General features: G+C 64.5%; 14 protein-coding genes. 6 read left to right on the top strand and 8 right to left on the bottom strand.

The window, feature by feature from the left end; genetic code table 11:
• Nucleotides 1–232 precede the first annotated feature (232 nt).
• From QAZ47_RS29830 to QAZ47_RS29815, 4 genes are all read left to right on the top strand, one after another.
• Entirely contained in the window at nt 233–2,782 is a 2,550-nt protein-coding gene (locus tag QAZ47_RS29830; protein ID WP_278231767.1) for a caspase family protein, read from the top strand.
• A 29-nt stretch (nt 2,783–2,811) separates the two neighbouring features.
• Nucleotides 2,812–3,081 carry a hypothetical protein gene (locus tag QAZ47_RS29825; RefSeq protein WP_278231766.1) on the top strand — a complete coding sequence of 90 codons (270 nt, stop codon included), beginning with the start codon at nt 2,812–2,814 and terminating at the stop codon, nt 3,079–3,081.
• Nucleotides 3,082–3,203: 122 nt separating this feature from the next.
• Nucleotides 3,204–4,310 (top strand): OmpA family protein, encoded by a 1,107-nt coding sequence (locus QAZ47_RS29820; RefSeq protein ID WP_278231765.1) that lies wholly within the window; start codon nt 3,204–3,206, stop codon nt 4,308–4,310.
• A gap of 8 nt (nt 4,311–4,318) precedes the next feature.
• Nucleotides 4,319–5,557: a caspase domain-containing protein gene (locus QAZ47_RS29815; RefSeq protein ID WP_278231764.1), complete on the top strand. Its 1,239-nt coding sequence runs from the start codon at nt 4,319–4,321 to the stop codon at nt 5,555–5,557.
• Nucleotides 5,558–5,712: 155 nt separating this feature from the next.
• On the opposite strand, the gene QAZ47_RS29810 is transcribed toward QAZ47_RS29815, so the two are convergent.
• Nucleotides 5,713–6,210, bottom strand: a complete 498-nt coding sequence (locus QAZ47_RS29810) for a hypothetical protein (RefSeq protein WP_278231763.1) — start codon at nt 6,208–6,210, stop codon at nt 5,713–5,715.
• Between the two features lie 345 nt (nt 6,211–6,555).
• Between QAZ47_RS29810 and QAZ47_RS29805 the strand changes: the two genes are divergently transcribed.
• Complete coding sequence (locus QAZ47_RS29805) at nt 6,556–7,089, top strand: OmpA family protein (RefSeq protein WP_278231762.1); 534 nt, start codon at nt 6,556–6,558, stop codon at nt 7,087–7,089.
• A 160-nt stretch (nt 7,090–7,249) separates the two neighbouring features.
• Here QAZ47_RS29805 and QAZ47_RS29800 read toward each other — a convergent pair whose 3' ends face one another.
• The 7 genes from QAZ47_RS29800 to tagH all read right to left on the bottom strand — a co-directional run bounded on the left by QAZ47_RS29800 (nt 7,250) and on the right by tagH (nt 20,165).
• Entirely contained in the window at nt 7,250–9,664 is a 2,415-nt protein-coding gene (locus QAZ47_RS29800) for a M23 family metallopeptidase (RefSeq protein WP_278231761.1), read from the bottom strand.
• Nucleotides 9,661–10,071: a DUF1036 domain-containing protein gene (locus QAZ47_RS29795; protein ID WP_278231760.1), complete on the bottom strand. Its 411-nt coding sequence runs from the start codon at nt 10,069–10,071 to the stop codon at nt 9,661–9,663. Before QAZ47_RS29795 ends, QAZ47_RS29800 begins: the two co-directional genes overlap by 4 nt.
• A gap of 90 nt (nt 10,072–10,161) precedes the next feature.
• Nucleotides 10,162–12,735, bottom strand: a complete 2,574-nt coding sequence (locus QAZ47_RS29790; RefSeq protein WP_278231759.1) for a serine/threonine protein kinase — start codon at nt 12,733–12,735, stop codon at nt 10,162–10,164.
• Nucleotides 12,736–12,740: 5 nt separating this feature from the next.
• A complete protein-coding gene (locus QAZ47_RS29785) occupies nt 12,741–13,514 on the bottom strand; it encodes a protein phosphatase 2C domain-containing protein (protein WP_278231758.1) in 774 nt (257 codons plus the stop codon).
• A 135-nt stretch (nt 13,515–13,649) separates the two neighbouring features.
• On the bottom strand, nt 13,650–17,180 hold the full coding sequence (gene tssM / locus QAZ47_RS29780; protein ID WP_278231757.1) for a type VI secretion system membrane subunit TssM: 3,531 nt from the start codon (nt 17,178–17,180) through the stop codon (nt 13,650–13,652).
• 28 nt (nt 17,181–17,208) lie between these two features.
• The gene (tssL, locus tag QAZ47_RS29775; RefSeq protein WP_278231756.1) at nt 17,209–18,699 is read right to left on the bottom strand and encodes a type VI secretion system protein TssL, long form; all 1,491 of its coding nucleotides are present in this window, start codon (nt 18,697–18,699) and stop codon (nt 17,209–17,211) included.
• Nucleotides 18,700–19,079: 380 nt separating this feature from the next.
• Nucleotides 19,080–20,165 (bottom strand): type VI secretion system-associated FHA domain protein TagH, encoded by a 1,086-nt coding sequence (gene tagH / locus QAZ47_RS29770; RefSeq protein ID WP_278231755.1) that lies wholly within the window; start codon nt 20,163–20,165, stop codon nt 19,080–19,082.
• Between the two features lie 309 nt (nt 20,166–20,474).
• On the opposite strand from tagH, the gene tssI reads away from it, so the two are divergent.
• On the top strand, nt 20,475–22,799 hold the full coding sequence (gene tssI / locus QAZ47_RS29765) for a type VI secretion system tip protein TssI/VgrG (protein ID WP_278231754.1): 2,325 nt from the start codon (nt 20,475–20,477) through the stop codon (nt 22,797–22,799).
• Nucleotide 22,800: the final 1 nt, after the last annotated feature.

The raw sequence follows: 22,800 nt of genomic DNA, 5'->3' as shown, positions 1-22,800 counted from the left end.
CCCTAAAGCTGAGGTCGGATGCCCGCGACGCAATCCGGCAGTCCAACGCGTCCGATCATTGCGGCCTCCACGCCTCTGGAGTATTTTAGAACTTGGTTGGATGAGACGCATGCTTGCTGTCGTTATGCATGCGGTCTGCTCCGGTCCCGGCAGATTGTGAACTCTTTAACAGACCTCGACGCCGCAAGCTGCATTGCTGTGGCCGACAGGTCATAGCAGTTAAGGATTTGCCATGCTGCGATGCTGCGCGTTCCTTGCAGCCTTGATCCTCGTGGGCTTCGCGACGCTCGATGCTCACGCCGATCGCAGGGTTGCCTTTGTGATCGGCAATTCCGAATACCGCGACATCCCGGCCCTCAAGAACCCGGACAAGGATGCCGAGGACGTCTCGAACACGTTCCGTCTTGCCGGCTTCGACGTGTTCGTCGCCAAGGATCTCACCAAGCTTCAGTTCGAGGAGCAGTTCCGCAACTATCTTGCCGCGGCGGACGGCGCCGATCTCGCCGTCGTCTATTATTCCGGCCACGGCTTTCAGATCGGCGGCGAGAATTTCCTGATTCCTGTCGACGCCTCGTTGAAGGCCGCGGCCGACATCGAGGTCCAGGCCATCAAGCTCGACGATGTGCTGGAGCAGATGCGCTCGAAGTCGAAGATCCAGGTGATCATCCTCGATGCCTGCCGCAACAATCCGTTTCCGCGCAAGGACTATTGGCTGCGCGACCAGCTGATCGCGGCGGGCGGCACCGGCCTTGCCCAGGTGAAGAGCTCTCTGAACACGCTGATTGCCTTCGCCACCGAACCGGGGGCGGTTGCCTTTGACGGCACCGGCGACCTCAGTCCCTTCTCCTCCGCCTTTTCGCGTCGCGCGCTGGCGCCGAACCAGGAGATACGCACGGTGATGGCCGCCGTGCGCCGCGACGTGGTCGAGGCAACGAGGGGCAAGCAGGTTCCCTGGGAAAACTCCTCGCTGATCGACGAGGTGGTGCTGATGCGCCGCGCCAGCCGCCCGGCATTGCCGCCAGTGCTGGAAAAAGTCGTACCGTCGGGCGTCGGCCCCGTCGCGCTCGACCTGCCCGAGCCGGTCGATGTCGACGGCGGCGCCGTCACCATCAGCATCGAGAGGCCGCCGGCGCTTGGACGCCTGGTGCTCGACGGCAAGCCTGTCGCCACCGGCGAGCCCATCGCCGGCAAGGACCTGCCGCGCCTTGCGATGGACGTGCCAAAGGGCACGGGCGGGCAGGAAGAGGTCGACATGCTGGCCTATGCCACGCGCGACAATTGGGGCGGTGAATCCCAGGGCATATTGGTCTTCCGGGTCAAGAACGGCGAGGGCGCCGCGGGTCAGCAGCTCGTGGCCTCGCTCGAGGCCGAGCAGAAACAACAGGTGCTGGAGCGCGGCATCCATATCACCGGCGCCGCCGAGGCCATCGAGAAGCGCGACATCAGCGTCCCGGTCGGCGTCGGCCCGGTGCCGCTGAAGCTGGATTTCCCGACCAAGGACCCTGCTGTCAGCCTGAAGCTCGCAAGCTATCCGGCAACCGGAACGCTGTCGCTGCCGGACCGGACCCTGTCGCCCGATTCCAGCCTGATGGCCGATGAAGTCGACCATTTGCGCTACGAACCGCAGATCGGCGCCGACAAGCCGCTGATAGTCGGCCTCGAAATCAAGGCCGGCAACGCGTCGCCCAAGCCGGCGACGATGAAGTTGTCGCCGAGCGTCGAGCCCTGTGACAGGGAAGCCGGCGAGCCGCTCGACCTGCAGGGCGTCGTTCCGGGCCTGCTGCCGAACGAAATCAGCAGCAACGCGGTGGACGTCTGCCGGGCGGCCGTGAAGGCCTATCCCGATGTCGCCCGCTTCCGCTACGAACTCGGGCGCGCGCTGCTTGCGGTCGGCAAGGTCGACGAGGCCAGGAAGGCGATCCAGGAGGCCGCCGACAAGGGGCACGTCCGTGCGGTGTTCGAGCTTGGGTATATCGCCTCGTCCGGAATAGGGACGGCTGTCGATCCCACGAAGGCCAATGGCTTCTACTTAAAGGCGTCTGACAAAGGCGATCCGTACGGAATGACCGCCTGGGGCCGGGCCTTGTTCAATGGACTTGGCGTTCAGCGCGATACCGGCAAGGGGCTGGATCTGCTGCTGAAAGCGGCTGCGATGGGCCATACCTACGCCATGAACGACCTCGCCGCGATCTTTACCGAGGGCCGCAACGGCGTCCCTGCGGATCCGGATCGCGCTGTGGCCTTTCTGAAGGCCGGAGTCGAGCGGCAGGATATGTATTCGATGAACATCCTCGGTCGCAATTATCTTTCCGGTCGCGGCGTGGAGAAGGACCCGAAGCAGGCGCAGGCGCTTTTCCAACGGGCCATGGATCTCGGCCAGCCTTATGCTCCTGGCAGCCTTGGGCGTATGTATAGGGACGGCGTTGGCGTGGCGCAGAATCTAGACCAAGCGCAAAGGCTGTTTGAGATGGCAGCCGCCCGCGGCGACTATTCCGGCGCATATGATCGCGCGGCGCTCGAGATGCAGAAGGGCGCAAAGGCGGACCAGACCGTGGCCATCCGCTATCTCGCATTCGCGGTCGGACTCGATCTTCGTAACGAGTTGCCGAGCGCCCAGACCACGTTGGCGCAATTCCCGGCAAAGGCCAAGACGGCGGCGTTGAAACAACTTCGTTCGGAACTCAAATCGAAAATCGCGACAGGCGGTTCGCTCGACGACCAACTGGTCAAGACGGCCAGGGCTGTCTGGGAACAAGCCAACCCACGTCGGGACTTGTTCTGATCAACAGGGAGGCAATGGTGGGCAGGGCATTGAAACAGGCAATCGTCGGAACAACTCTCTCCGCCGTTTTGGCGGCGCTCATGGGCTGTACGTCCTTATTGCCGCCCAAGCCGGAGCCGGTGCCGGTAGCGGCGAAACCTCAGCCGAAGGTCGTTCGCACGACAACCGCGCCAAAGGTCGTGAAGAAGAAGAAGGTCATAGCCACAACCTCGGCTGCGCCCGTTCAGACCGAAACCACACCTGTCATTGCGCCCTTGGGCGGCGGTGGCAGTGGCGGTGGTGGTGGCGGCGGCTGGTGATAAGCCCCCGTTAACAGCAACATCGTTCCGCGTAGCTCGAACCGCTCGCCAAGCCGAAGCAAGTGCTCTATGCTCTCGGCACGTGCCGGTATCGATATAGGGTTGTCCTTGGGGGGCGTTCCATGGTCGAAGTCGTCGCATTCTGGTGGACTATGCGGTTGCAAACCGCCGCGCGGGCCGCGGGTTTCATCGTCGCCGCGCTGTTCGCTTTGCTGCTGCTCCAGCCGCCGGCCGCCAACGCTGCGCCGAACTGGACGCTCGATCCCTCCGCTTCGGTGCTCACCTATCAGTCGGTCAAGAAGAACACGATCGTCGAGACCAACAAGATCAGGAACATCACCGGCACGCTGAGCTCGGCCGGTGATGCCAAGATCAGCTTCGACCTCAATTCGGTCGATACCGGCGTCGACCTTCGCAACGTCCGCATGCGCTTCCTGTTCTTCGAGACCTTCAAGTACCCGACGGCCGAATTGACAGCGAAGGTGGACCCTGCCGCATTCGCCGACTTGCCTACAAAACGCAGGATCAAGGCGACCTTGCCCTTTCGCCTCAGCCTCCATGGTGTCGACAAGGACCTCGAAGCCAGCATCGTCGTCACCATGATCAGCGACTCCCAGGTCTCCGTCGCCTCGGAAGCGCCCGTCGCGGTCCATGTCGAGGATTTCGGCCTGCTTCCCAACGTCGACAAGCTGCAGCAGGCGGCCAATGTGACCAACATCGTGCCGACCGCCTCGGTTTCCTTCGATTTCGTCTTCACCGCCGATGGCAGCAAGCCGACCGCGGTCCAGACGGTCGCGGCAAGTGCCGCCGACGTCGGGCCGGTCGCCACCGATGCCGCCAAATCGAATTTCAGCGACGAGGAGTGCCTGAACAGGTTTGCCGTGCTCTCGCACACCGGCGCCATCTACTTCCGGCAGGCGAGCGCGAGGCTCGATGCCAAGAGCCGCCCGCTGCTGGCGGAGGTCGAAGGGGTCGTCGGCAAATGCCCGGCCCTCAAGGTCGAGGTTTCGGGCCATACCGATTCCGACGGATCGCCCGAGGCCAACAAGGCGCTCTCCGAACGGCGGGCGCAGGCGGTCGCCGACGCGCTGGTCGCCGACGGCGTGCCGCGCAACCAGATCAGCGCCGCCGGCTATGGCGAGGAACGGCCTGTCGCCGCCAACGATACGCCCAAGAACAAGGCGCTCAACCGGCGGATCGAGTTCTCCGCCACCAAGCTCGCGAACTGAGGTCGCGGGTGAGCCCCGATCGGATCGCCAGCTGCGGCTGCCTGTTTCGCGCCGTCGGGATCGCTGTGCTTGCCGTGCTCCTGACTTTGACCGCCGCCAGCGCCGAACGCCGCGTCGCGCTGGTGCTCGGCAACTCGCAGTATCAGCACGCGGCGCCGCTCACCAACCCGGTGCGCGACGCCCAGGCCATGGCCGCGCGCCTGCAGGACCTGGGCTTCGAGGTGGTTTCCGGCTACGACCTCAGCAAGCAGCAGACGCAGACCACCGTCGCTCAGTTCGCCAAGCAGGTGCGCGGCGCCGACATCGCGCTCTTCTTCTATGCCGGCCATGGCCTGCAGGTCGCGGGCAAGAACTACCTGCTTCCCGTCGACGCCGCGCTGGAGGACGAAACCTCGCTCGATTTCGAGGCCGTGTCGGTCGATTTCGTCCTGCGCCAGATGTCGCGCGAGACCAGCATCAGGCTGGTGTTCCTGGATGCCTGCCGCGACAACCCGCTGGCCGAAGTGCTGGCCAAGACCGCCGGCGTCAAGGGCGCGGCCAGCGGCCTTGCCGAAATCCCGATCGAGAACGGCGGCGCCGGCACGCTCGTCGCCTTCGCCGCCAGCCCTAACCAGCTTGCCTTTGACGGATCGGGCGAGCACTCGCCTTTCACCGCGGCGCTGATCCAGCATATCGGCGAATCCAACGTCTCCATCACCGAGGCGATGAACAGGGTGACCAGCGACGTCTTCAAGGCGACGGCCGGCAAGCAGCGCCCTTGGCTCAACGTCTCGCTGACCACCGAGGTCGTCCTGCACAAGGTCGATCTCAATGCACCGCTGATCGTTGGCGAAGCGAGCGCCCCGAAGGCCGAAGGCGGTTCCGATACGCGCAACACTGGAGCCGCACCGGGCCAGACCGACGATCAACTGGCTCTCAACGTCCTGCGCCAGAAGATCCCGAAACTGGCGACGGACGAACCGATCCTTTTCGATCATCCGATCAAGTTCGGCGACCCGGCCATCGACGGCAAGAGCATCGCCCAGCTGATCAAGGGCAAGCCGCTGTTCAGTCCGGTGGAGGGCCTCGACAAGTCGGTCTGGGAAGGCAAGCACTGCGACGGCTGCCACCAATGGAACGAGGCCCGGCTGTGCGAGCAGGCGAAGAATTTCGCCGCCAACGATGTCTCGGTGCTGCGCCTGCAGCACCCGCTGGGAACCCGCTTCAAGGTGGCGCTGGCGAAGTGGGCGCAAGGCGGCTGCAAGTAAGCGGCGCTACCTCCACCCGTGACCCTTCGAATTTTCCATACGCGGCAGCCGCTAAAGCATGTCTCCCGAAAGTGGGAACCGGTTTCGGGATAAAGACATGCGTAAAATCAAAAACCTAAAGCGCATGGAGCGAATCTGAAAGATCGCGACGCGCTTTAATAGACGTCGGCCGATTGCTGCTGCGCCTCCATCTCCGCCATCTGGATGCCCATCTCGACGAAGGCCGAAAGGACGGCGAGGCGGTCCGCGAGCGACACACGCGCAAGCCCTGCCAGAATCCCTGCGCTTACGGCATGGGCGGTCGGAAATCCGCCCGCGGCCTGATCGATGACCGAGCCGCTGTCGCGCCAACCCGCCGCCAAAGCGAGCCAGGAAACAGGCGTCACCGGCGGCACTTCCACGGCCTGGGCTACCGCGGTGCGATGGTCGGGATTACCGGGTTCGCCGACCCAGTCGCTGACGAGCGCCAGCAATTCGAGGTCCCGGTCGCCGAGGAGTTCGGCAAGGTTGCTCAGGCACTCATGCGCCCACCAGACCGCGGCCCGCTCCGGCAGCAGATAGGCACAGAAGGTGATTGCCTCCTCCGGCACGCGCCCGGCCAGCAGCGTACGGCAAAACTCGATCGAAGGCTGATCGGTTGGGGGCGCTTTCATGTCCTGGGCGACGGCAGGGCAAGCGCTGAACAGATCCCGCGCCGTCCTGAACCGGAGCCCCCTCGCCATGGCTGCCACGCCCTCACTAGGAATAAGGTACTGAAGCCCCGGCGGAGGCGTTGGTCAAGCTTTAGCTTTAGCAAACGGCGGGCGCTCTCAACGTGCGTTTGTTCACAGACAATCGACGCGAAATTTGATATTGTCCACGCTGGTGCATGTCGCCCAAAACCGTGCAGCGGTTTCGGGGAAACGATGGGCATGAAATGAGGGCTTGAAGCGCGGCGCCCGAACAGGTTTCGACGCGACACGCTTTGACGAGATCCGCTCAAACAGGGAGTAACGGTCATGCGGTGGGCCTGCTCAGCCTTTGCATTGGCGGCCGTGCTTTTTTCGACGCACGTTTCCGCTGATCCGCTTCAGAAATCGGAAGACATCGTGAAATTCTTCACCGGCGCGGGCAATCTCGGCGCATCGCGCGGGATTTGCGTCGGCACAGAGGAAGAGTGCAAGAGCAAGAACGAAAAGAACGCGGCCCCCAACAAGACCGGGCTCGATATGATGATCAATTTCGGGCTGGATTCGGCCCAGCTCGACCCGACGGCGCGCGCGGAACTCGACGAGTTCGCCAAGGCGCTGAAGGACAACCGGCTGAGCACGTTCAGCTTCGTCGTCGAAGGCCATACCGATGCTTCCGGCCCTGACCGCTACAATCAGGATCTGTCGCAAAGAAGGGCGCAGTCGGTGGCCGCCTTCCTGACCGCGAATGGCATTCAGGCCGCACGGCTCGAGGCGATCGGCCTTGGCAAATCGCATCCGCGCGTCGCCAACCCGTATGATCCGGTCAACCGCCGGGTCGAGATGCGGATCAGGACCGAATAAGCCGCCGGCACAAAGCATCAATCAACGGGAGCCCGGTCTCTAGGCCGGGCTCCCGTTTTTATCAGGGCTTGTTCAGCACGCCGCCCACCGCGCAATTATGGCATCTGGCGCCGAGCCGACACCAATGGCGCGCCGGCCAAGCTCACGGCGACGGGCACGTTCAAAGCGTGGCCTGGATCGAGCCGATGAGGGCCGTGACGGCCTGTTTGTATTTCTCGAATTCCGGCGAGGTCTGCCGGATTTGCGTCGTGGTCGTCTGCTGGCCTTGGTCGGAGGCCAGCCGGGTCACCCTTTGGCCCATCTTCCGCTCGGCCCAGTCGATGACATAGCCGGTGGTCTTGCCGGTGAGGAACGGATTGGCCTGGATGATGGCCGATCCGAGCACGGCGCTCAGTTGCGCCGAACCCGGAGCCGCCAGAACCTGGGCCGCGCCTTCCATGCCCAGGAAATGGCAGAGATAGAGCCGCCCGGCGGTAATCTGGTGGCCGCGCGCGCGAAGATAGGCTTCGCCCTCGCGCGCCAGGTTGCGCACCATTTCACGCGAAAGCGTGGCGTCGTAGCGAAGCGCGAGCAGGTCGGCCGTCGACAGCGTGCGGGCAAGATCCGGCCGATAGGTGTTCATCATCCGGATCCAGGTCTTGGTGATGAACTGGCCGGCGCCGGTCGCCGAGGACAGCGGGTTCTTGGCCCGCGCGCTGCCGCCGCTTTCGACATGGACGATGCGTTCGGTCAACGTCTCGACGGCGGAATCGCCGGAACCGCCGGAGGCATAAGTGGCAACCGCGGTGACCGTCCCCAGCGGATCGATCGCTTCGCCGTTCTGGTAGAGTTCGAAATGCAGATGCGGGCCGGTCGAGAGCCCTGTGGTGCCGATATAGCCGATGACGTCGCCGGCCTTGACCTTGGTGCCGACGCCGCTTGCGATGGCGAATTTTTGCATATGCGCGTAACGCGTCTCACGGCCGTTGGCATGCGCGATCTTGACCAGATTGCCGTAGCCGCCGCCATCGCCCTGGAAGCTGATTTCGCCGTCGAAGGCCGCCATGATCGGCGTGCCGACCGGCGCGGCCCAGTCGACCCCCTTGTGGATGCGAACGGTGCCCAGGATGGGATGCTTGCGCGGGCCGAAGGTCGACGTCATCACCCCGGCGACCGGTGTGACCATGCCGTTGGTCACGGTCAGCGAACGAACCTCGTCATTGCCCGTGACGCATGCGAACTGGCCGTCGCTCTGCTGGTAGACGAAACAGTCGAGGGTCTTCTCCGTGCCCTGGACGCCGACATAGAGGACCCGTCCGGAGATCTCGCTTTGGCCGCGCGGCGTCTGCGAATAGATCAGCACCAGGCGCTGGTCCTCGCTGGCGAAGGCGTCGAGGTCCTGTCCCCGCGACAGATACATGATCGCCTCGCCGATCACGCTGGTCGGAACCTTGTTGCGCGCGGCCGTCGAATAGATCGCGTCGAGCAGGCGGTACTGTCGCTTGGGTCCGCCCTGGTCGGACGCGCCGGAGTAGTTGAACAGGTCCTCGCGCACCCACGGGTCGACGCCCGACACGAAGGCGCCTGCAGCGTTGCGCGTCAGCGTGCCGACATAGACGTTCCTGGCATAGATCGAGACCTGCATCAGCGACATGGCCGTCGTCTCGCGGTTCGGCCTGAAGCCGCGCATGGCCACCACATAGCCCGCCTCCACGCCGTCGCGGTTGAACAGCGTCTTCAGCGCCTCGCCGGCGAGCTTGGCGTCGTCGGCGGAGAAATGCGCGTCGGCGACGACGCTGTCCAGGCTGCGGTCGTTGAGGATCTTTACGAACGTGTCCTCGGTCGCCTCGAAGCGCTGGTATTCGCTGGTGACGGTGGCGACGGTCGTGTTGTTCTCGATCTCGGTCTTCTTGAAGGCGGGAAGGGCGGCTTCGCCCTGATCGACGGTCTCGCCCCAGCCGGCCTCCGGATCGCCGGCATCCGCCTTGGGCGCCGAGGCGGCAGGCGCTTCGCTCTCGTCGGGCGCCGGCTGCAGATCGTTTTCCAGATCGCCTTGCTGATCGTCCGTTGCAACTGGGGCAGGCGGCAGGGTGGCCTGCTGATCGTCAGGCGCTGCCGCTGAGGCTTTCGGCGCGGTCTGCCGCTGCGCCTGGAAGAAGGCGAAATCCTCTTGCGTCGATGGGATCGTCGTCATGAATTTTTCGCTGGCGCTCAACATGACGTCGGAGAGGATTTCGATCTGCGGCGAGGCGCCGGAACCGTCGAGCTCGGCCGGACGCGCGACGGTGTGGCCCTTCGTTGCGGTGTCGGCGTCGGGCGCAAGCGTGATCCACATCGGGTCTCCGGCGAGGTCGATGATGGCCGGCACATAGACCGACGCGTCGGGCGGCACGTCTTCCATGCCCTCGACCGGGTGCAGTTCCTCGTCCTCGTCGCCGAACGACCAGTAGTCCTTGGTAAGGTAGAAACCCGTCGCGATCGAAACGACGGCGAGCGCGGCCAGGCTCGAAAGGACCCAGAGCCAGAGCTTGCGCCGGCGCTCGGCCAGGCGCGCCTGCTTCTTCAATTTGAAGCTCGTGTCGATGCTGTGCGTCACGGGCTGGTTCCGGTCAGGAAATAGGTCCAGCGCACCTGCTCCTGCGTATCGACCTCGACGAAGCGCGCCGCGATATGGCCGCGCTGCCAGCACTCGTCGATGCCGCGGATCGAGAAGCGGCGCCGATCGATGCACATCTCGGTCGATCCGGCGAGGATCGCGTGACCGAAGACGTCGGTCGCGTAGATGTAGATGTAGCGGTTGGTCAGCTCCTCCCGGATGACGTTGACGCACTGGTTGGCGCCGATGGTCCACCAGCCGTCGGTCTGGTCGGCATCGTCGACTTTCTGTCCGACGGCGAGGTTGACGACGTCGAGCGTCTGGTTGCAGACGGTGAATTCGGCATGCGCCTTACCGGTCAGGAAGATCGAGAGCAGTACCGCGCCGAGAAGAACTGCAAGTCTCATGCGGTCAGGCGGAATGAGCAGTCCACGCGTCCTGCGTGGTGCTGGCTCGAACAATGAACGCGGCAGGCGGAGTTCCATCGGCGTCCATGTCTATCCGCCAAGCCGGAAATACTTGGCGGTTGCGGAGAATTGGGAACCGTCGGCCTCGATCTCCTCGAGGATCTTGGGCAGCAGTTCCGAGGCCGGCGTCGGCCGCGAGAACATCGCGGCCTGGATATCCTGAGGTCCGGTGATTACCAGCATGATCTGCGGCAAGGCCTTGCCGGCCGCCTTGTCGGCGGTGCTGAGACCGATCGGAATGCTGAAAGTCGCCTTGTCGAGTTGCGCCACCATGCGGTCGTCGAGGTTGAAGGCGATCCCCTTGTGATCGATCAGCATCACGTTGGAGACGAGCCCGCCGCGCGTCACCAGCGTGCCGCTGATCGGCGAGCCGTCCGGCACGGACGTCCGGTCGAGAACGAGCTGCGGCCGCTCTGTGCCGCTGCGGTCGAGGAAGCGCAGGAAATTGGTCACCTCGCATTGCGGCTGGTCGATGAGGCGCACGCTGATGTCCGGCTCGAGGTGGAACCGCGACTGGAAATCGTTGAGCATCTGCTCGAAGGGCTGCACCGCGGTTCCGAAGCCTTCGATCGTGGCGGCGCTGTCCGTTGCCGATGTCAGGCTCGCGTAGAAGCAATCGCCGCCGCTGAAGTCGCGCACCCAGGAGGCTCGCTGAGCCAGCTCGTCGTTTTTGTTTGCCGGCGGCGGAATCTGCGGCTTGGGCAGGTTTATGGCAACGTCCGTATCCTGAGGTTGCTTGTTGGCAGACGATGGTTGCGGCAGTGGCGCCGGTTGCGTCGATGCGCTCGGCGTTGCCGGTTTGCTGGCTGGTTCGGGCGCTGTCGACAGCGGCGAAGCCGGTGCCTGGTTTTGGTTTTCCGTGACTTGAGGCGCCGGCGTTTTCGACTTCGACAATTTGGACAGTGCGTCGACGAGGTCCGACGCGCTGGGCTTGGCCGCCGGCGGTTTTGCTTCCGACGCCGGAGTGTTTTCCGCTGTCTGGTTCGGCTTGACCACCGGCACCTCGCCGGCTGGTTGCGATGGTTTTTGGTTTTCCGCGGCCTTCGGCGGAGGCGCCGGTGATTTCCCTATTGGCGGCTGCGTGGGTTCGGCCTCTGCCGGCTGCGAGGCTTGCATCTGGTTGTTGTTGGCGGGACCCTCCGGAAGGGCAGGCTGCGTTGGCTCCGGTGTCTGCTCTGTCTCGGCTTGCGTCTGTTTCTGGACGGTCTTGTCCTGCGGTTGCGGCAGAGCCGGAGCGACGGGCTTTGCCGGCTCAACGGCGGCAGAACTGTGAGCCTTCGGTGCTTTCGGCTGAGACTCGGCCGGCGCTTGCGGCTGAGGTTTCGGGGTCTCCGGCTGAGGCCTGCTTGCCTCCGCTATCGGCTGGGGCGCTTCCGCCGCGGGTTTTGCCGCCGGCTTCGGCGTAAGAGGCTCGGGCTTTTCCACGGCGGGCGGTGGCGTCAAGGCGCCGCTGAAATAGACGCCAGCCCCCGCCAGGACGGCCAGCACCGCGACGCCGCTCGCGATGGCCGGGATCCGAGAAGGCTTTCGCTCGGCGGGTCGCGTGGGTGCGCCGGCCGGTGCAGCCGGCGGCGAAGGCCGCGGCTCCGACAGATGCGCCGGCCGCACATGCGGGACGAAGCGTTGTTCTCCGGGCACGGTCGAAGGCGGGGGGCCGGAGTTCGGCAGCGCGGTCCATCCGGCGCGCGGCAGGCCCGAGCGCTCGCGCGGGGCGAAAGACGCGGGCGGCGGCAAGGTCGCGTCGAAATCTTCGTCGCGCGTCGCCCTGGCGATCTCGGCCATGCTCGCCGGCCGGTCTCGAGGATTCGGCTGCAGCATCGCTTCGATGAGGGCGCGGAAATCGGGGTCGATATCCGACAAATCCGGCACGGCCCACCGCTTTTCGACCACCTCGAACTGCGAGCCGCTCATGTCGAGCGGCTTTCCGCGCAGCGCGGCGGCCAGAACCAACCCGAGGCTGTAGATGTCCGACTGCTCGCTGACCTCGCCGCCATAGAGGCCGAGCTGTTCCGGCGAAACGTAGTTGTATTTGCCGGCAAACTTTCCCCCGATCAGAGTCTCGCCGCCGACAGTCGCCGAACGCGCTATGCCGAAGTCGATGATTTTCGCCCGATCGACTCGGCCGCCCGGCAGGATGATGTTGTCGGGCGAGAGATCGCGATGGACCGCGCCGGCCTGATGCACGGCGCTCAGGCCGGAGGCGAGGCGATGGCAAAGCCTGCGCACGTCCGGCGGCGACATCGGGCCGCGCCGCATGACGTCGAACAGCGACTGACCGTCCACGAACTCCATGGCAAGGTAGGGACGACCGATCCCCGGATCGATGGTGAAGACGTGGTATCGCACCACCGCGTCATGCGACAGATGGTTGAGGATCGACGCTTCCTTGCGGAACAGGGACAGGATCGTCTGGTCGCGGGCGAACTCGGGCAGCACGATCTTGATCGCGACATGGTCACCGGTCTGGATGTTGTGGCCGCGATAGACCTCGCCCATGCCGCCGGAAGCTATCCTCTCGTCGAGCTCGTAGATGCCGCTGAGCTGCGTGCCCACGCCCGTAAAGGCCAGGTTCGGCGAAATTCGCGTCTTGTCGTCGTCGCTCATCTGCCTCAGCCTTCCGCCTTGGACCGATCTGCATGGCGCGGCTGTCCGTCGCGCCCGTCGCCGACCCTCACCAGCACGACGGTGACATTGTCCGTTCCGCCGCGCGCCAGCACCATCTCCAGCAGCTTCTCGCACGCCGCCTGTGGTGGCCCTGAGTTGACCGCCGCTTCGATCTCGGCGTCGTTGACATGCGCGGTCAACCCGTCGGTGCTCAGAACGAAAACGTCACCAGGCATCAGCTCGCCTTGCTGGAAATCGATCACGAGCTCGTCGCTGACGCCGACGGCATGCGTGATCACATTGCGGCGCGGCCAGGCGAGGGCTTCCTCCGCGCTGATCATGCCGCGATCGAGAAGCTCCTGCACTTCGGTATGATCCCTCGATATCTGCGAGATCGCACCGCCGCGGACCAGATAGATGCGGCTGTCGCCGGCCCATAGGCCCGCGAACCGCCCGTCCATCGCGAGCAGCGCCGCGAATGTGGAGCCGATGGTGATGCCGCGCGACCGCGAGATGTTGCGGATCTCGGTGTTGGCGCGGCTCAGCCGATCCTCGAAGCGCGCGCGCAGGTCCGGTGCCGAACTTGCGATGCCGATCGTGGCGAGATGATCGACGATGCTGGCCGAAGCGACCTCGCCGGCCTCGTGTCCGCCCATCCCGTCGGCCACCACCCAAAGGCCGGTCTGTGGCTCGACGAGATAATTGTCCTCGTTGTGGTCGCGCACGCAGCCCTTGTGGCTGACGGCGAAGCTTTCCATGGGAAGGGCGACAGTGCTCAATTTGCCATCAAGCGCTTCGCGAGCGTCCTCTGTGACGAACCTTGGGCCGCGTGCCCAGTCCACTCTGCCACAAGCGCATACATTAGAGTACCGAAATGAAGGCCGGGGCTGGTGCTGCTCTGGAACGCCGCCATGTCAGAATGCCTTCGGACAGCTGAACCCGGACAGCGCCGGTAACAGGAGGGGATTGGCGGCCGAGCCGGGCTGCAGCGTATAGGCGACGTCGCGCCCGCCGATCACGAAGCGCGCTTCGGTATTGCCGCCATTGCTGGTGACGCTCGCCTTGTCCATGAGGCGCTTCAGCGCCCATGGCCCTTCGAATTTGAGGACGGATTCGCGGCCCGGCATTTCCGGCGTCAGGCTGAGGCTCGCTGAGCCAGAAGCGGCGCCGCTCGGCCATGTCACCGTGCTCGGCGCGTTGCCGGCCTGCGCGCTCTGGACGGTCTGCCCGTCGACATCGAGCACCGCGCTGTCGGCCTCGCTGTTCAGCGAGGTGGGCGTGAAAGTGATCGAGACGAGCGGCGTCGAACCGCCGGACGGGAAGAAGGCGCTGCGGATTTCCGCCGCCGACTGGAACGCCTTCAAGGTCGACTTGGCGAGCTCGCGGCCGGCGTGCGCATCTTGCTTCCAGGTCCAGTCCTGACCCGTCATGTCGATCATCGGCGCCAGGTTCTGCGCGAAGAACCGGTCCATCACGCCACCCGGAGCGAACAGCTTGGCGAAATCCGCCATCGAGATGTCCTCCGTGCCGTCGCTTGCGAAGGGATAGTGACCGTTGACGGCTTCCTCGCAGGGGCGAGTGACCGTCTCGTCGAGCGTCTGGTTGAGATTGGCGACCGAGGTCTCGGCCACGTTGCCCTCGAACTCGTCCGCCGCCGCGTCGACCATGCGCGCGAGCTGCTTGGGCAGGCGCGAGGCATTGGCGCGCATCGTCGAGATCTGCAGCTTCAAATTGGCGTTGACGCGTTCCGTCTGCGCGGGGACGTCCGCCGCCAGCTTCACGCTCTGGTAGATGTCGTGGAAATTCTGCGTCAGCGCATCGAGCGGGCGGCGCCCGCCGGAGCCGCTTACCAGCGCCTGGAACGGCCTGAACTGCGCTTCCACCGTGGCGCCGGCGTTCTGTGTGGCGGGCGCGTTTGTCCCGGCGCGGCTTTGCGACTTGCCGCCGGCGATCTGCAGGCCGATGCGGGCCAGGCCCTTGGCCATAACAGCCGGGTCCTGCTGCGCCGCGCCGGTCTCGCCTTCGGAGGCGGCGCTGTCTTTCGTCAACGCGGTTTCATCGGCGATCGCCGTGAACAGCCGGTCGAGTGGCGAGCCCGGCGACGCGGCGGCCGACAGCGCGATATATTGCGGCTTGTCCTTGAGCATCGCCTTCAACTTCAGCTGGTCGAGCGCGCCGTTCCAGGCGGAAGCGAATTCCTTGCCGTAGCGGTCGATGAGCTCCGGGCCGAGCTGGGGCAGGTCCTGGTCGATGCTGCCTTGCTCGCCGCCGCCGCCGAGGACCCATTGGTCTTCGACCAGCATTTGCGCCATGCGGGAAAGCTGCGGCAGATAGAAGCCGTTGAAACCCGCCTTGGTGTAGAGGCCGGGAACGTTAAGGTCGGAGAGCTCGCTGCCATCTATGCGCTCGAACAGGAGCTGCGCTTCCGGACCGGCCTTCGCGGAAACGGAAAAGTCCTGGAGCCTTGCCGCGTAGACCGCCGACCTGATCAGCGCCGACGCGCGGTCGGCAAGGCTCATGCGCCCGAGCGAGCGTTGCGCCGCCTCGACCAGCGGCTGGTTGAGCTCGAAGACCGGGTCGTAGGCGTCATCGAGCGTTAGCATCGCGCGCAGATGTTTTTCGAGCTGCGCGCGGCCCTCGCGGTTGTTCTCGCCCGGGTAGCGGTTTTCCTCCCAGTCCTGCTTCATCCAGGACACGATCAGCTCGTCATCGACCTTCGGCGCCTTGCCGCCCAGCATCAGATAGATCTTCAGCGGTTCGTAGAGCGCGATCGGATCGGCCATCTTGGCCTGGATCGTCCGCTCCGCCTGAACCAGAAGCCGGGAGCGGAAGCTTCGCTCCAGCGCCTGCCGGTAGGCAGTCTTGGACGCCGACAGAAGTCTCTCCCGTTGGCTGAGCCCGAAACTCTCCTCGATCGGCTTCGATTGGCCGGCGGCTTCATATCCCGCCGGCAGGTTGCGCAGCTGGTCGAGCGGACCGATGACGTTCTCGAGATCGACATCGGTCACCGTCGCGCTCTTGAGCAGCGAATCCGCGCTGTCGCGATACTGCGCCATCGCCTGCCTCGTGGAGGCGATCAGCGACTTGTTGGCGAAGAAGCTGAGGCCCAGGACGCCTAGCGCCGCTAAGGCCGCCAAGGCTATCGCGGCAAGGCCGCCGAATCTGGCGAGCCTGGCGCGCCGCTCCGCGGTCCTGTCGAAGGAAACCCAGCCTGCTTCCGGGAAGATCACCTGCGCCAGAAGGTCATGCAGGAAGAAGCTCTTGCCGGAGCCGGAAAGATGCGCCTGCGAGGCGCTGCCGAAACTGCGTCCGATCGCGCCCAGCACCTGGTCGATCGGCGTTCCTTCCTGCGTGCCCGACGAGAAATAGAGCCCGCGCAGGCTGACGTTCACTTGCGCCCGCGAGGCGTCGAACAGGCTGGTGACGAAACGCACGACGCGGGTCCGCAGCGCGCCGAACTGCGCCGGAAAGCCGAAAATCGCGATGCGCGCCACCGGATCGGCCTCGTCCTGCAGGCGATCGGCGATCTCGTCCGCCAGTTGCCCGGCCAGCGCGTCGAACTCGGCAGGGGCCTCGCCGACCATGTTCCTGTTGCGGTCGGTGGTTTGGAAGGTCGCGCCCCACACCTTGCGCCGGCGCGCCTCGTCGAAATCGCCGAAATAGTCCATGAAGCCGGCGACGAGGTCGGCCTTGGTGAAGAGCAGGTAGACCGGGAACAGGATCTTCAGCGTGTCGTGCAGTTCGCGCAGCCGGCTCCTTATTTCGGTGACATGCGCGTCGAGCTGCCGGTCGTCGAAGCCGATGAGATCGGCAAGGCTGACGGCGAGGATCACGCCGTTGATCGGCTGTCTGGTGCGGTGCTTCTTCAGCAGCGTCAGGAAGGCGAGCCAGCTAGCCTTGTCGCGCTCGCGGTCCGACTCCTGCGTCGTATAGCGGCCGGCGGTGTCGATCAGCACGGCATCGTCGGTAAACCACCAGTCGCATGAGCGTGTGCCGCCGACGCCGGCCACCGGCTGGGCATTGCCCGAGCCCGAAAGCGGAAATTTCAGCCCGGAATTCACCAGCGCCGTCGTCTTGCCGGCTCCCGGCGGGCCGATGATGATGTACCAGGGGATCTCGTAGAGGAAATTGCGCCTGCCGCTCGACCGCTTCAGCGTCGCGATGGCCTCGCCCATGCGCGCCTCGAGCAGCCGTGAATCGTCGTTGCGGTCGTCGCCGGCGACGACCGCTTTCTCGAGCGCCCTTTGAGCCTTGCGTCCTTGCCGGAAGCGGATGCCGTAGAAGAGCGCGAGCAGCGCGACGGTCGCGCCGATGATCGTCGCTCGCAGCCAGGCCGATCCGAGCGGACGGGTGTCGGCAAAGCGGATCAGCGGCCCGGCATACCAGACTGCCGCCGAGAACCCGGCAAGCGCGAGCAGGCTGAATATCCTGAGCACCCAGCGCATCAGTACCGCCGCCCCCTGCCGCGCCCGCTCACAGCGTCTCCTCCTTTGCGATCATCACATCGACGCGGCGGTTCTTGGCGCGGCCGTCCGCCGTCGCATTGTCGGCGATCGGTTCATCCTCTCCCTTGCCGTCGACTGTTACCCGCGACGGGTCTTTCAATTGCTTGGCCATCACTGCCTGGACGGCTTTGGCGCGGGCGACGGAGAGATCGAAATTGGACTTGAACGTGCTCGACTTCTTCGGCTTCACATTGTCGGTATGGCCGACGATCCGGATCGGCCCTGGCTCGCCGTCGAGCGCCGAGGCGATGTCGGCCGCGATGGGCTGGAACTCTGCCTTCAGCTCCGCCTGGCCTGACGCGAACAAAAGCTGGTTGTTGACCTCCACGACGATGAAGTTGCCCTTGGTGCCGACCGTCAGCCCGCCGCCGGTGATCTCCTTGGCCAAGGCTGCGCGGATGCGGTCGAACTGGGTGGAGGTGGGAGCGACGGGCGGCGGGGCGGCTTCCGCGGGTTCGGCGAGCGGCGCAACGCTGGCGCGCTCGATGGTGACCGGGGTCGAAGGATTGAGCGCCAGCAATTCGCCGGCGGTGACGTCGCCTTGGTCGGTGATCAGGGCCCGCAACCCGAAGAACGCCGCCGCCACCAGCGTCGCCGCGGCGGCCGCCACCGCCCACAGCGGCAGCCGCGCGCGGGGCTTTGACAGCCTCGCCGCCATGCCTTGCCAATGAGGAGAGATGTCGTCTTCGGCGCGCGGCCTGAAATAGCGGAGCGTGTCGTAGACGTCGCGCCGGACACGTTCGAGTGTGTCTCGCTCGCCGGCCCGCCCGCGATACTGGCCCTCGAACCCGAGCGACATGCAGGCATGCATCAGTTCGAGCAGGTCGTGATGGCCATCCGGGCTGCCCAGGATATTGTTCAGCGCCTCGTAGAAACCGGCGCCGGTGGGCTTGGTGTGGAAGAACCGCACCACTAGGCTGTGCCCGCTCCAGCCGTCCTCCTTCGGCCAGGGCAGGTTGCCGACGAGATCGTCGGCCGTCTCGCAAAGGGCGAATTTTGCGATTCTGCCGTCCTCCTCGGCGATGCCGGCTTTCGTCATCTCCCGGTCGAATGTTTCGATCGCTTCGGCGATATGCTCCGCGAGCGGTGCTGCCTGCCTCTCGACCGGCATCAGCCGCAACTGGCCGAACAGCATCAGCAAGGGGGCCGCTGCAGCGAGAATTGGATTTGCCGCGGCGTATTTCACGCCGTCCGTGGCATTAAGCAGGATTTCCTGCTGCAACGCGGGCGCGGATGCAGCAGGCGCCGCATCGGAAGCACCTTGGTGGATCACGGTTCCGGACGACCAGCCGGTCGGCATCTGCCGGACGCCCGGATCGAACACAGTAGATTCCCGGGCGGCTGGCGCGACGCCACCAGAAGCGGCTCGATCGGGAGCCGCGGGCGAGCGTTGTCTTGGCCGTGGCGCGCGGATGACGGTCTTGTCCGCCGGCACGGAGGGATCGTCGTTCGAGCTCATCGGCGGTCCACCGTCGAGGTGTGGCGACCGTTTCTCTGGCGGGAAATGAGGCCGGCCTCGCGCCTTTTGCGCCAAGGTTTGGCGGCGGGCCGGATGGAAAGGCTCATCTCGCCGAAACATGACATTGCTGCACACGCCCCAAGCCACGCCGCTTTGCCCCGCCAGGCAAGCTTCCGTGCGCTTATCCTAAAGCATGTCTCCCGAAAGTGGGACCCGGTTTCGGGACAAAGACATGCGTAAAATCAAAAGCTAAAGCGCATGGAGCGAATCCGGACGTTCGCGACGCGCTTTGGCCGCACGGGTGGCCGATTGAAATCGGAGAGCAGGATGCGCAAAGCAGCGGTTTCTTCTGTGAGACCGCTCACATAACACCGGGTTCGTTACTTCTGCTTGCCAGCCTTGGCGTAGGCTTCGCTGAAATAGGCGAGGAAGACGTCGAGCATGCCGTTTTCATGCTTCTCCTCCATGGTCCGCCAGGTGGCGACGAGGGCGTCCCATGCCTGGCTCTTCTTGGATGAAAAGGAGGCCGGCGGCAGTTTCCTGGCGATCGCCTCCGGCGACAGGTCGTCGAGCAGCCTGGAAAGCGCGGACTGCATGGCGGCATAGGTGGCGAATTCGTGCGCCTTGAGGTCCCGAAAGGCGTCCTCGACACTGTGCGCGGCGTCCAGGTAGCCGGCCCTGCGTTTCGCGAACATGATCTCCAGTATGTCGTCCGTGCCGGGAACGAATTTCAGCGGGTTGTTGTCCTCGGCGCCGATCATCGTGCGATGCGTGCTCTTGGCCAGCACCTTGGCCGCCGCGCGCGCCTTGAGCAGCAGGGACAATTGCTCGACCGTGGTTCTGAGCACGGTGCCGATCTCGGCGGCCACTTCATGCGGATCGCGCGACTGAAGCAGGTCAGGCGAAATGCCGGCCGCCTTCGCGATATCCCGCAACAGCGCATCGGCTGCCGCGGGCCGGCCAGCCGGGGCCGCCGGGGTCGGCGGCGGCTGCAGCGCCGAGGACGTCGATGCCGGCAATCCTTGTCCGGGCCGCTGCTCCTTCGGACTGAAGAACGGCTCGTTGCCTAATTCCAGCGGCCTGCCTGTCGATGGCGGCAGCTCACGTTGCGTCGACCCGCTCCGGCTTTGCGGATGGCCGGTGGCGATACGCTCTTCGTCGATCGAAACCGAAATGACATAGCGGCCGATCAGCAACCGGTCGCCGTGGGCCAGCCGGTGCGGCCCGGCCATGCGCTGGCTGGAGCCATTGATGAAGGTGCCGTTGCGCGAGATGTCGTAGAGCCAGAAGGCGCCCGCCTGATAGCGGACCTCGCAATGCCGGCCCGAGATGAATTTGTCCGGATCGGCGAGCGTCCAGTCGCAGTTCTCGCGGCCGATCTCGAAGCTGCGGTCGCGGACGGCGTAGCTTGCCGCCGTGCCCGGAGGCAGCCTGTCGACATTGCTGATCTGGAGCGAGATGAACATCCGGAAGCGTCGCCGAACTTGGTAAATAGATACTTGCTTCACGTAATTCCGGACGGAGAACCGCTACGCGCTTTTTCCCGGAATTGCTCCGGCATTCTAGCAGCTTGCGGGAACGACGGGAGAGGAGCGTTTCACATCGGCGCATCGCCACCGTTTAGGCACCGCTGTTGTTTGGCCGGCACCAAACATGTGCTAGGTTTGGATCGGTCCGGTGCGGTGAATGCGAAAACTTCCCGAACGTGATGCAGTTTACAGAGCGGGGACTTCGAACCATCACACTGGCGGCCGCGTCCAGGAGGGGCACGACCCATGCCGAACGAACGTGCCACCGTTGTGCAGACGCCGGTTGGCGCCGACCTGACCTTCACCCATCTCATCGGCCGCGATGAGATCAGCCGTTGTTTCGCCTATACCGTCGGCTTCGTCTCGAAGAGCCATGATGTCGATCCGCTGAAGATGCTCGGCGGCGTCGTTTCGGTCGAAGGCGAATCCGATCCGAAACGCTGGTTCAGCGGGCTGGTGTCGGAATTCAAGCTCACCCGCATCGAGGACCGGCTGGCCTTTTATGAGGCGGTGGTCAGGCCGTGGCTCTGGTTCCTCGGCAACACCACCGATTGCCGCATCTTCCAGAACATGACCGCGGTCGAGATCATCGAAAAAATCTTCACGAAATACGGTATCGCGAAATTCGAGAAGCGGCTGCAGGGGTCTTACCCCCAGCGCGAATATTGCGTGCAGTATGACGAGAGCGATCTGGATTTCGTGCAGCGGCTGATGGAGCACGAGGGCATCTTCTATTTCTTCGAGCATGACGAGGGCAAGCATACGCTGGTGCTCTGCGATGCGATGAGCAAGCTGAAGGCAGCACCTGGCTACGAGAAGGTGCTCTATAATTTCGAGGGGCAGGGCTCGCGGCGCGACGTCGAATACATCACCGAATGGATTCCCGGCAGCGCGGTGCGGCCGGGCGCCTATGCCCACACCGACTACGATTTCGAGAAGCCCGGCGCGGACTTGATGGCGAAGTCCGCCCAGCCGTTCAGCCATAAGGAGGCGGCAGGCGAAAACTACCGCCAGCCTGGAGCGCATCTCGATGTCGGGCGCGGCGATACGATTGCGGGGATTCGCCGCGAGGAACTTCAGGCGGTGCACCAGCGCAGCACGGCGGTGGGCACCGTGCGCGGCCTCTTTTCCGGCTGCAAGTTCAAGCTGGAGAGTTTTCCGCGCGACGACCAGAACCAGGACTATCTGGTGATCAGCGCCGAATACCGGCTGTTCGACCCGGGCTACCGGACCCAGAACGAGGCCCATAGCGAGAATTTCAGGGTCGTGCTGGGCGTGGCACCCACCAAATTGCCCTATCGGCCGCCGCGCATCACGCCGCGGCCGATCATGCGCGGCCCGCAGACGGCGACGGTGGTCGGCCCTTCCGGCGAGGAGATCTTCACCGACAAATATGCCCGCGTGAAGGTGCAGTTCCACTGGGATCGTCTCGGCAAGAAGGATCAGAACTCGTCCTGCTTCGTACGCGTGTCGCAGACCTGGGCCGGCAGCGGCTGGGGCTTCATCCAGATTCCGCGCATCGGCCAGGAGGTGATCGTCGATTTCATCGAGGGCGACCCCGACCTGCCGATCATCACCGGCCGCGTCTACAACGCCGCCGAGATGCCGCCTTATGCGCTGCCGGGCAACGCGACGCAATCGGGCTGGAAGTCGAACTCATCCAAGGGCGGCGGCGGTTACAACGAGCTGATGTTCGAGGACAAGGCCGGCTCAGAGCTTGTCAACTTCCAGGCGCAGAAGGACCACCACCTGCTGATCAAGCACGACCGCAACAAGACGGTCCAGCACGACCAGTCCGACCGCATCGACCACGACGCCAAGCATTCGGTCGGCCACAACCTCGACGAGGACGTGGGCAACAACAAGACGGTCAAGATCGGCGTCGACCAGACGACGAACATCGGGTCGAACGACACCGAGACGGTGGGCGCGAACCGTTCGCTGACGGTTATGGCGAATGAGACGATACACGTCGTCTCGAACTCGACGGAAAACATCGACGCGAACCACTCGCAGACGGTGGGGTTGGTGCAGACGGTGACGGTGGGGGCTGCGCGTGTCGATACGGTCGGGGCGGCTGAGACACGGACTGTCGGCGCGGCACAGATTAACACGATCGGGGCGACACGGGCAGTCAGCGTGGGTATCAGCCAAAGCCACAGCATTGGCGCGTCGGATAGCTGGGAGATCGGAGCCAATCAGAGCGTCGACATAACAGCCAACCAGAGCTTTAATATCGGCGGTGGACAAGCAACGCAGATCGGCAAAGCCAGGACAGCCAAGATAGCGGCGGATGACATTACCGACATTGGCGGAGCCCACGCGCTCAAGATAGCAAAGGGCAGCGGAATCACCATTGCCGAAAACGGGTCGATTGGCGTCGGGAAGTCGCTGGTCATAGATGCAGGCGATGAGATCACAATCAAATGCGGCGATGCCTCCATTATTATGAAGAAGGACGGAACGATTGGCATCAAGGGCAAGGACATAACAATAACTGGCAGCGGCAAGATTCTTGCCAACGCGTCGGGCGATATAGTCATGAAGGGTTCGGAGATAAAGCAAAACTGAG

Origin of the sequence: Mesorhizobium sp. WSM4904 (assembly GCF_029674545.1) — a bacterium.
GTDB lineage: Bacteria > Pseudomonadota > Alphaproteobacteria > Rhizobiales > Rhizobiaceae > Mesorhizobium.
The sequence above is the reverse complement of the archived record's forward strand: the minus strand, read 5'-3'. Positions and strand labels throughout refer to the sequence as shown.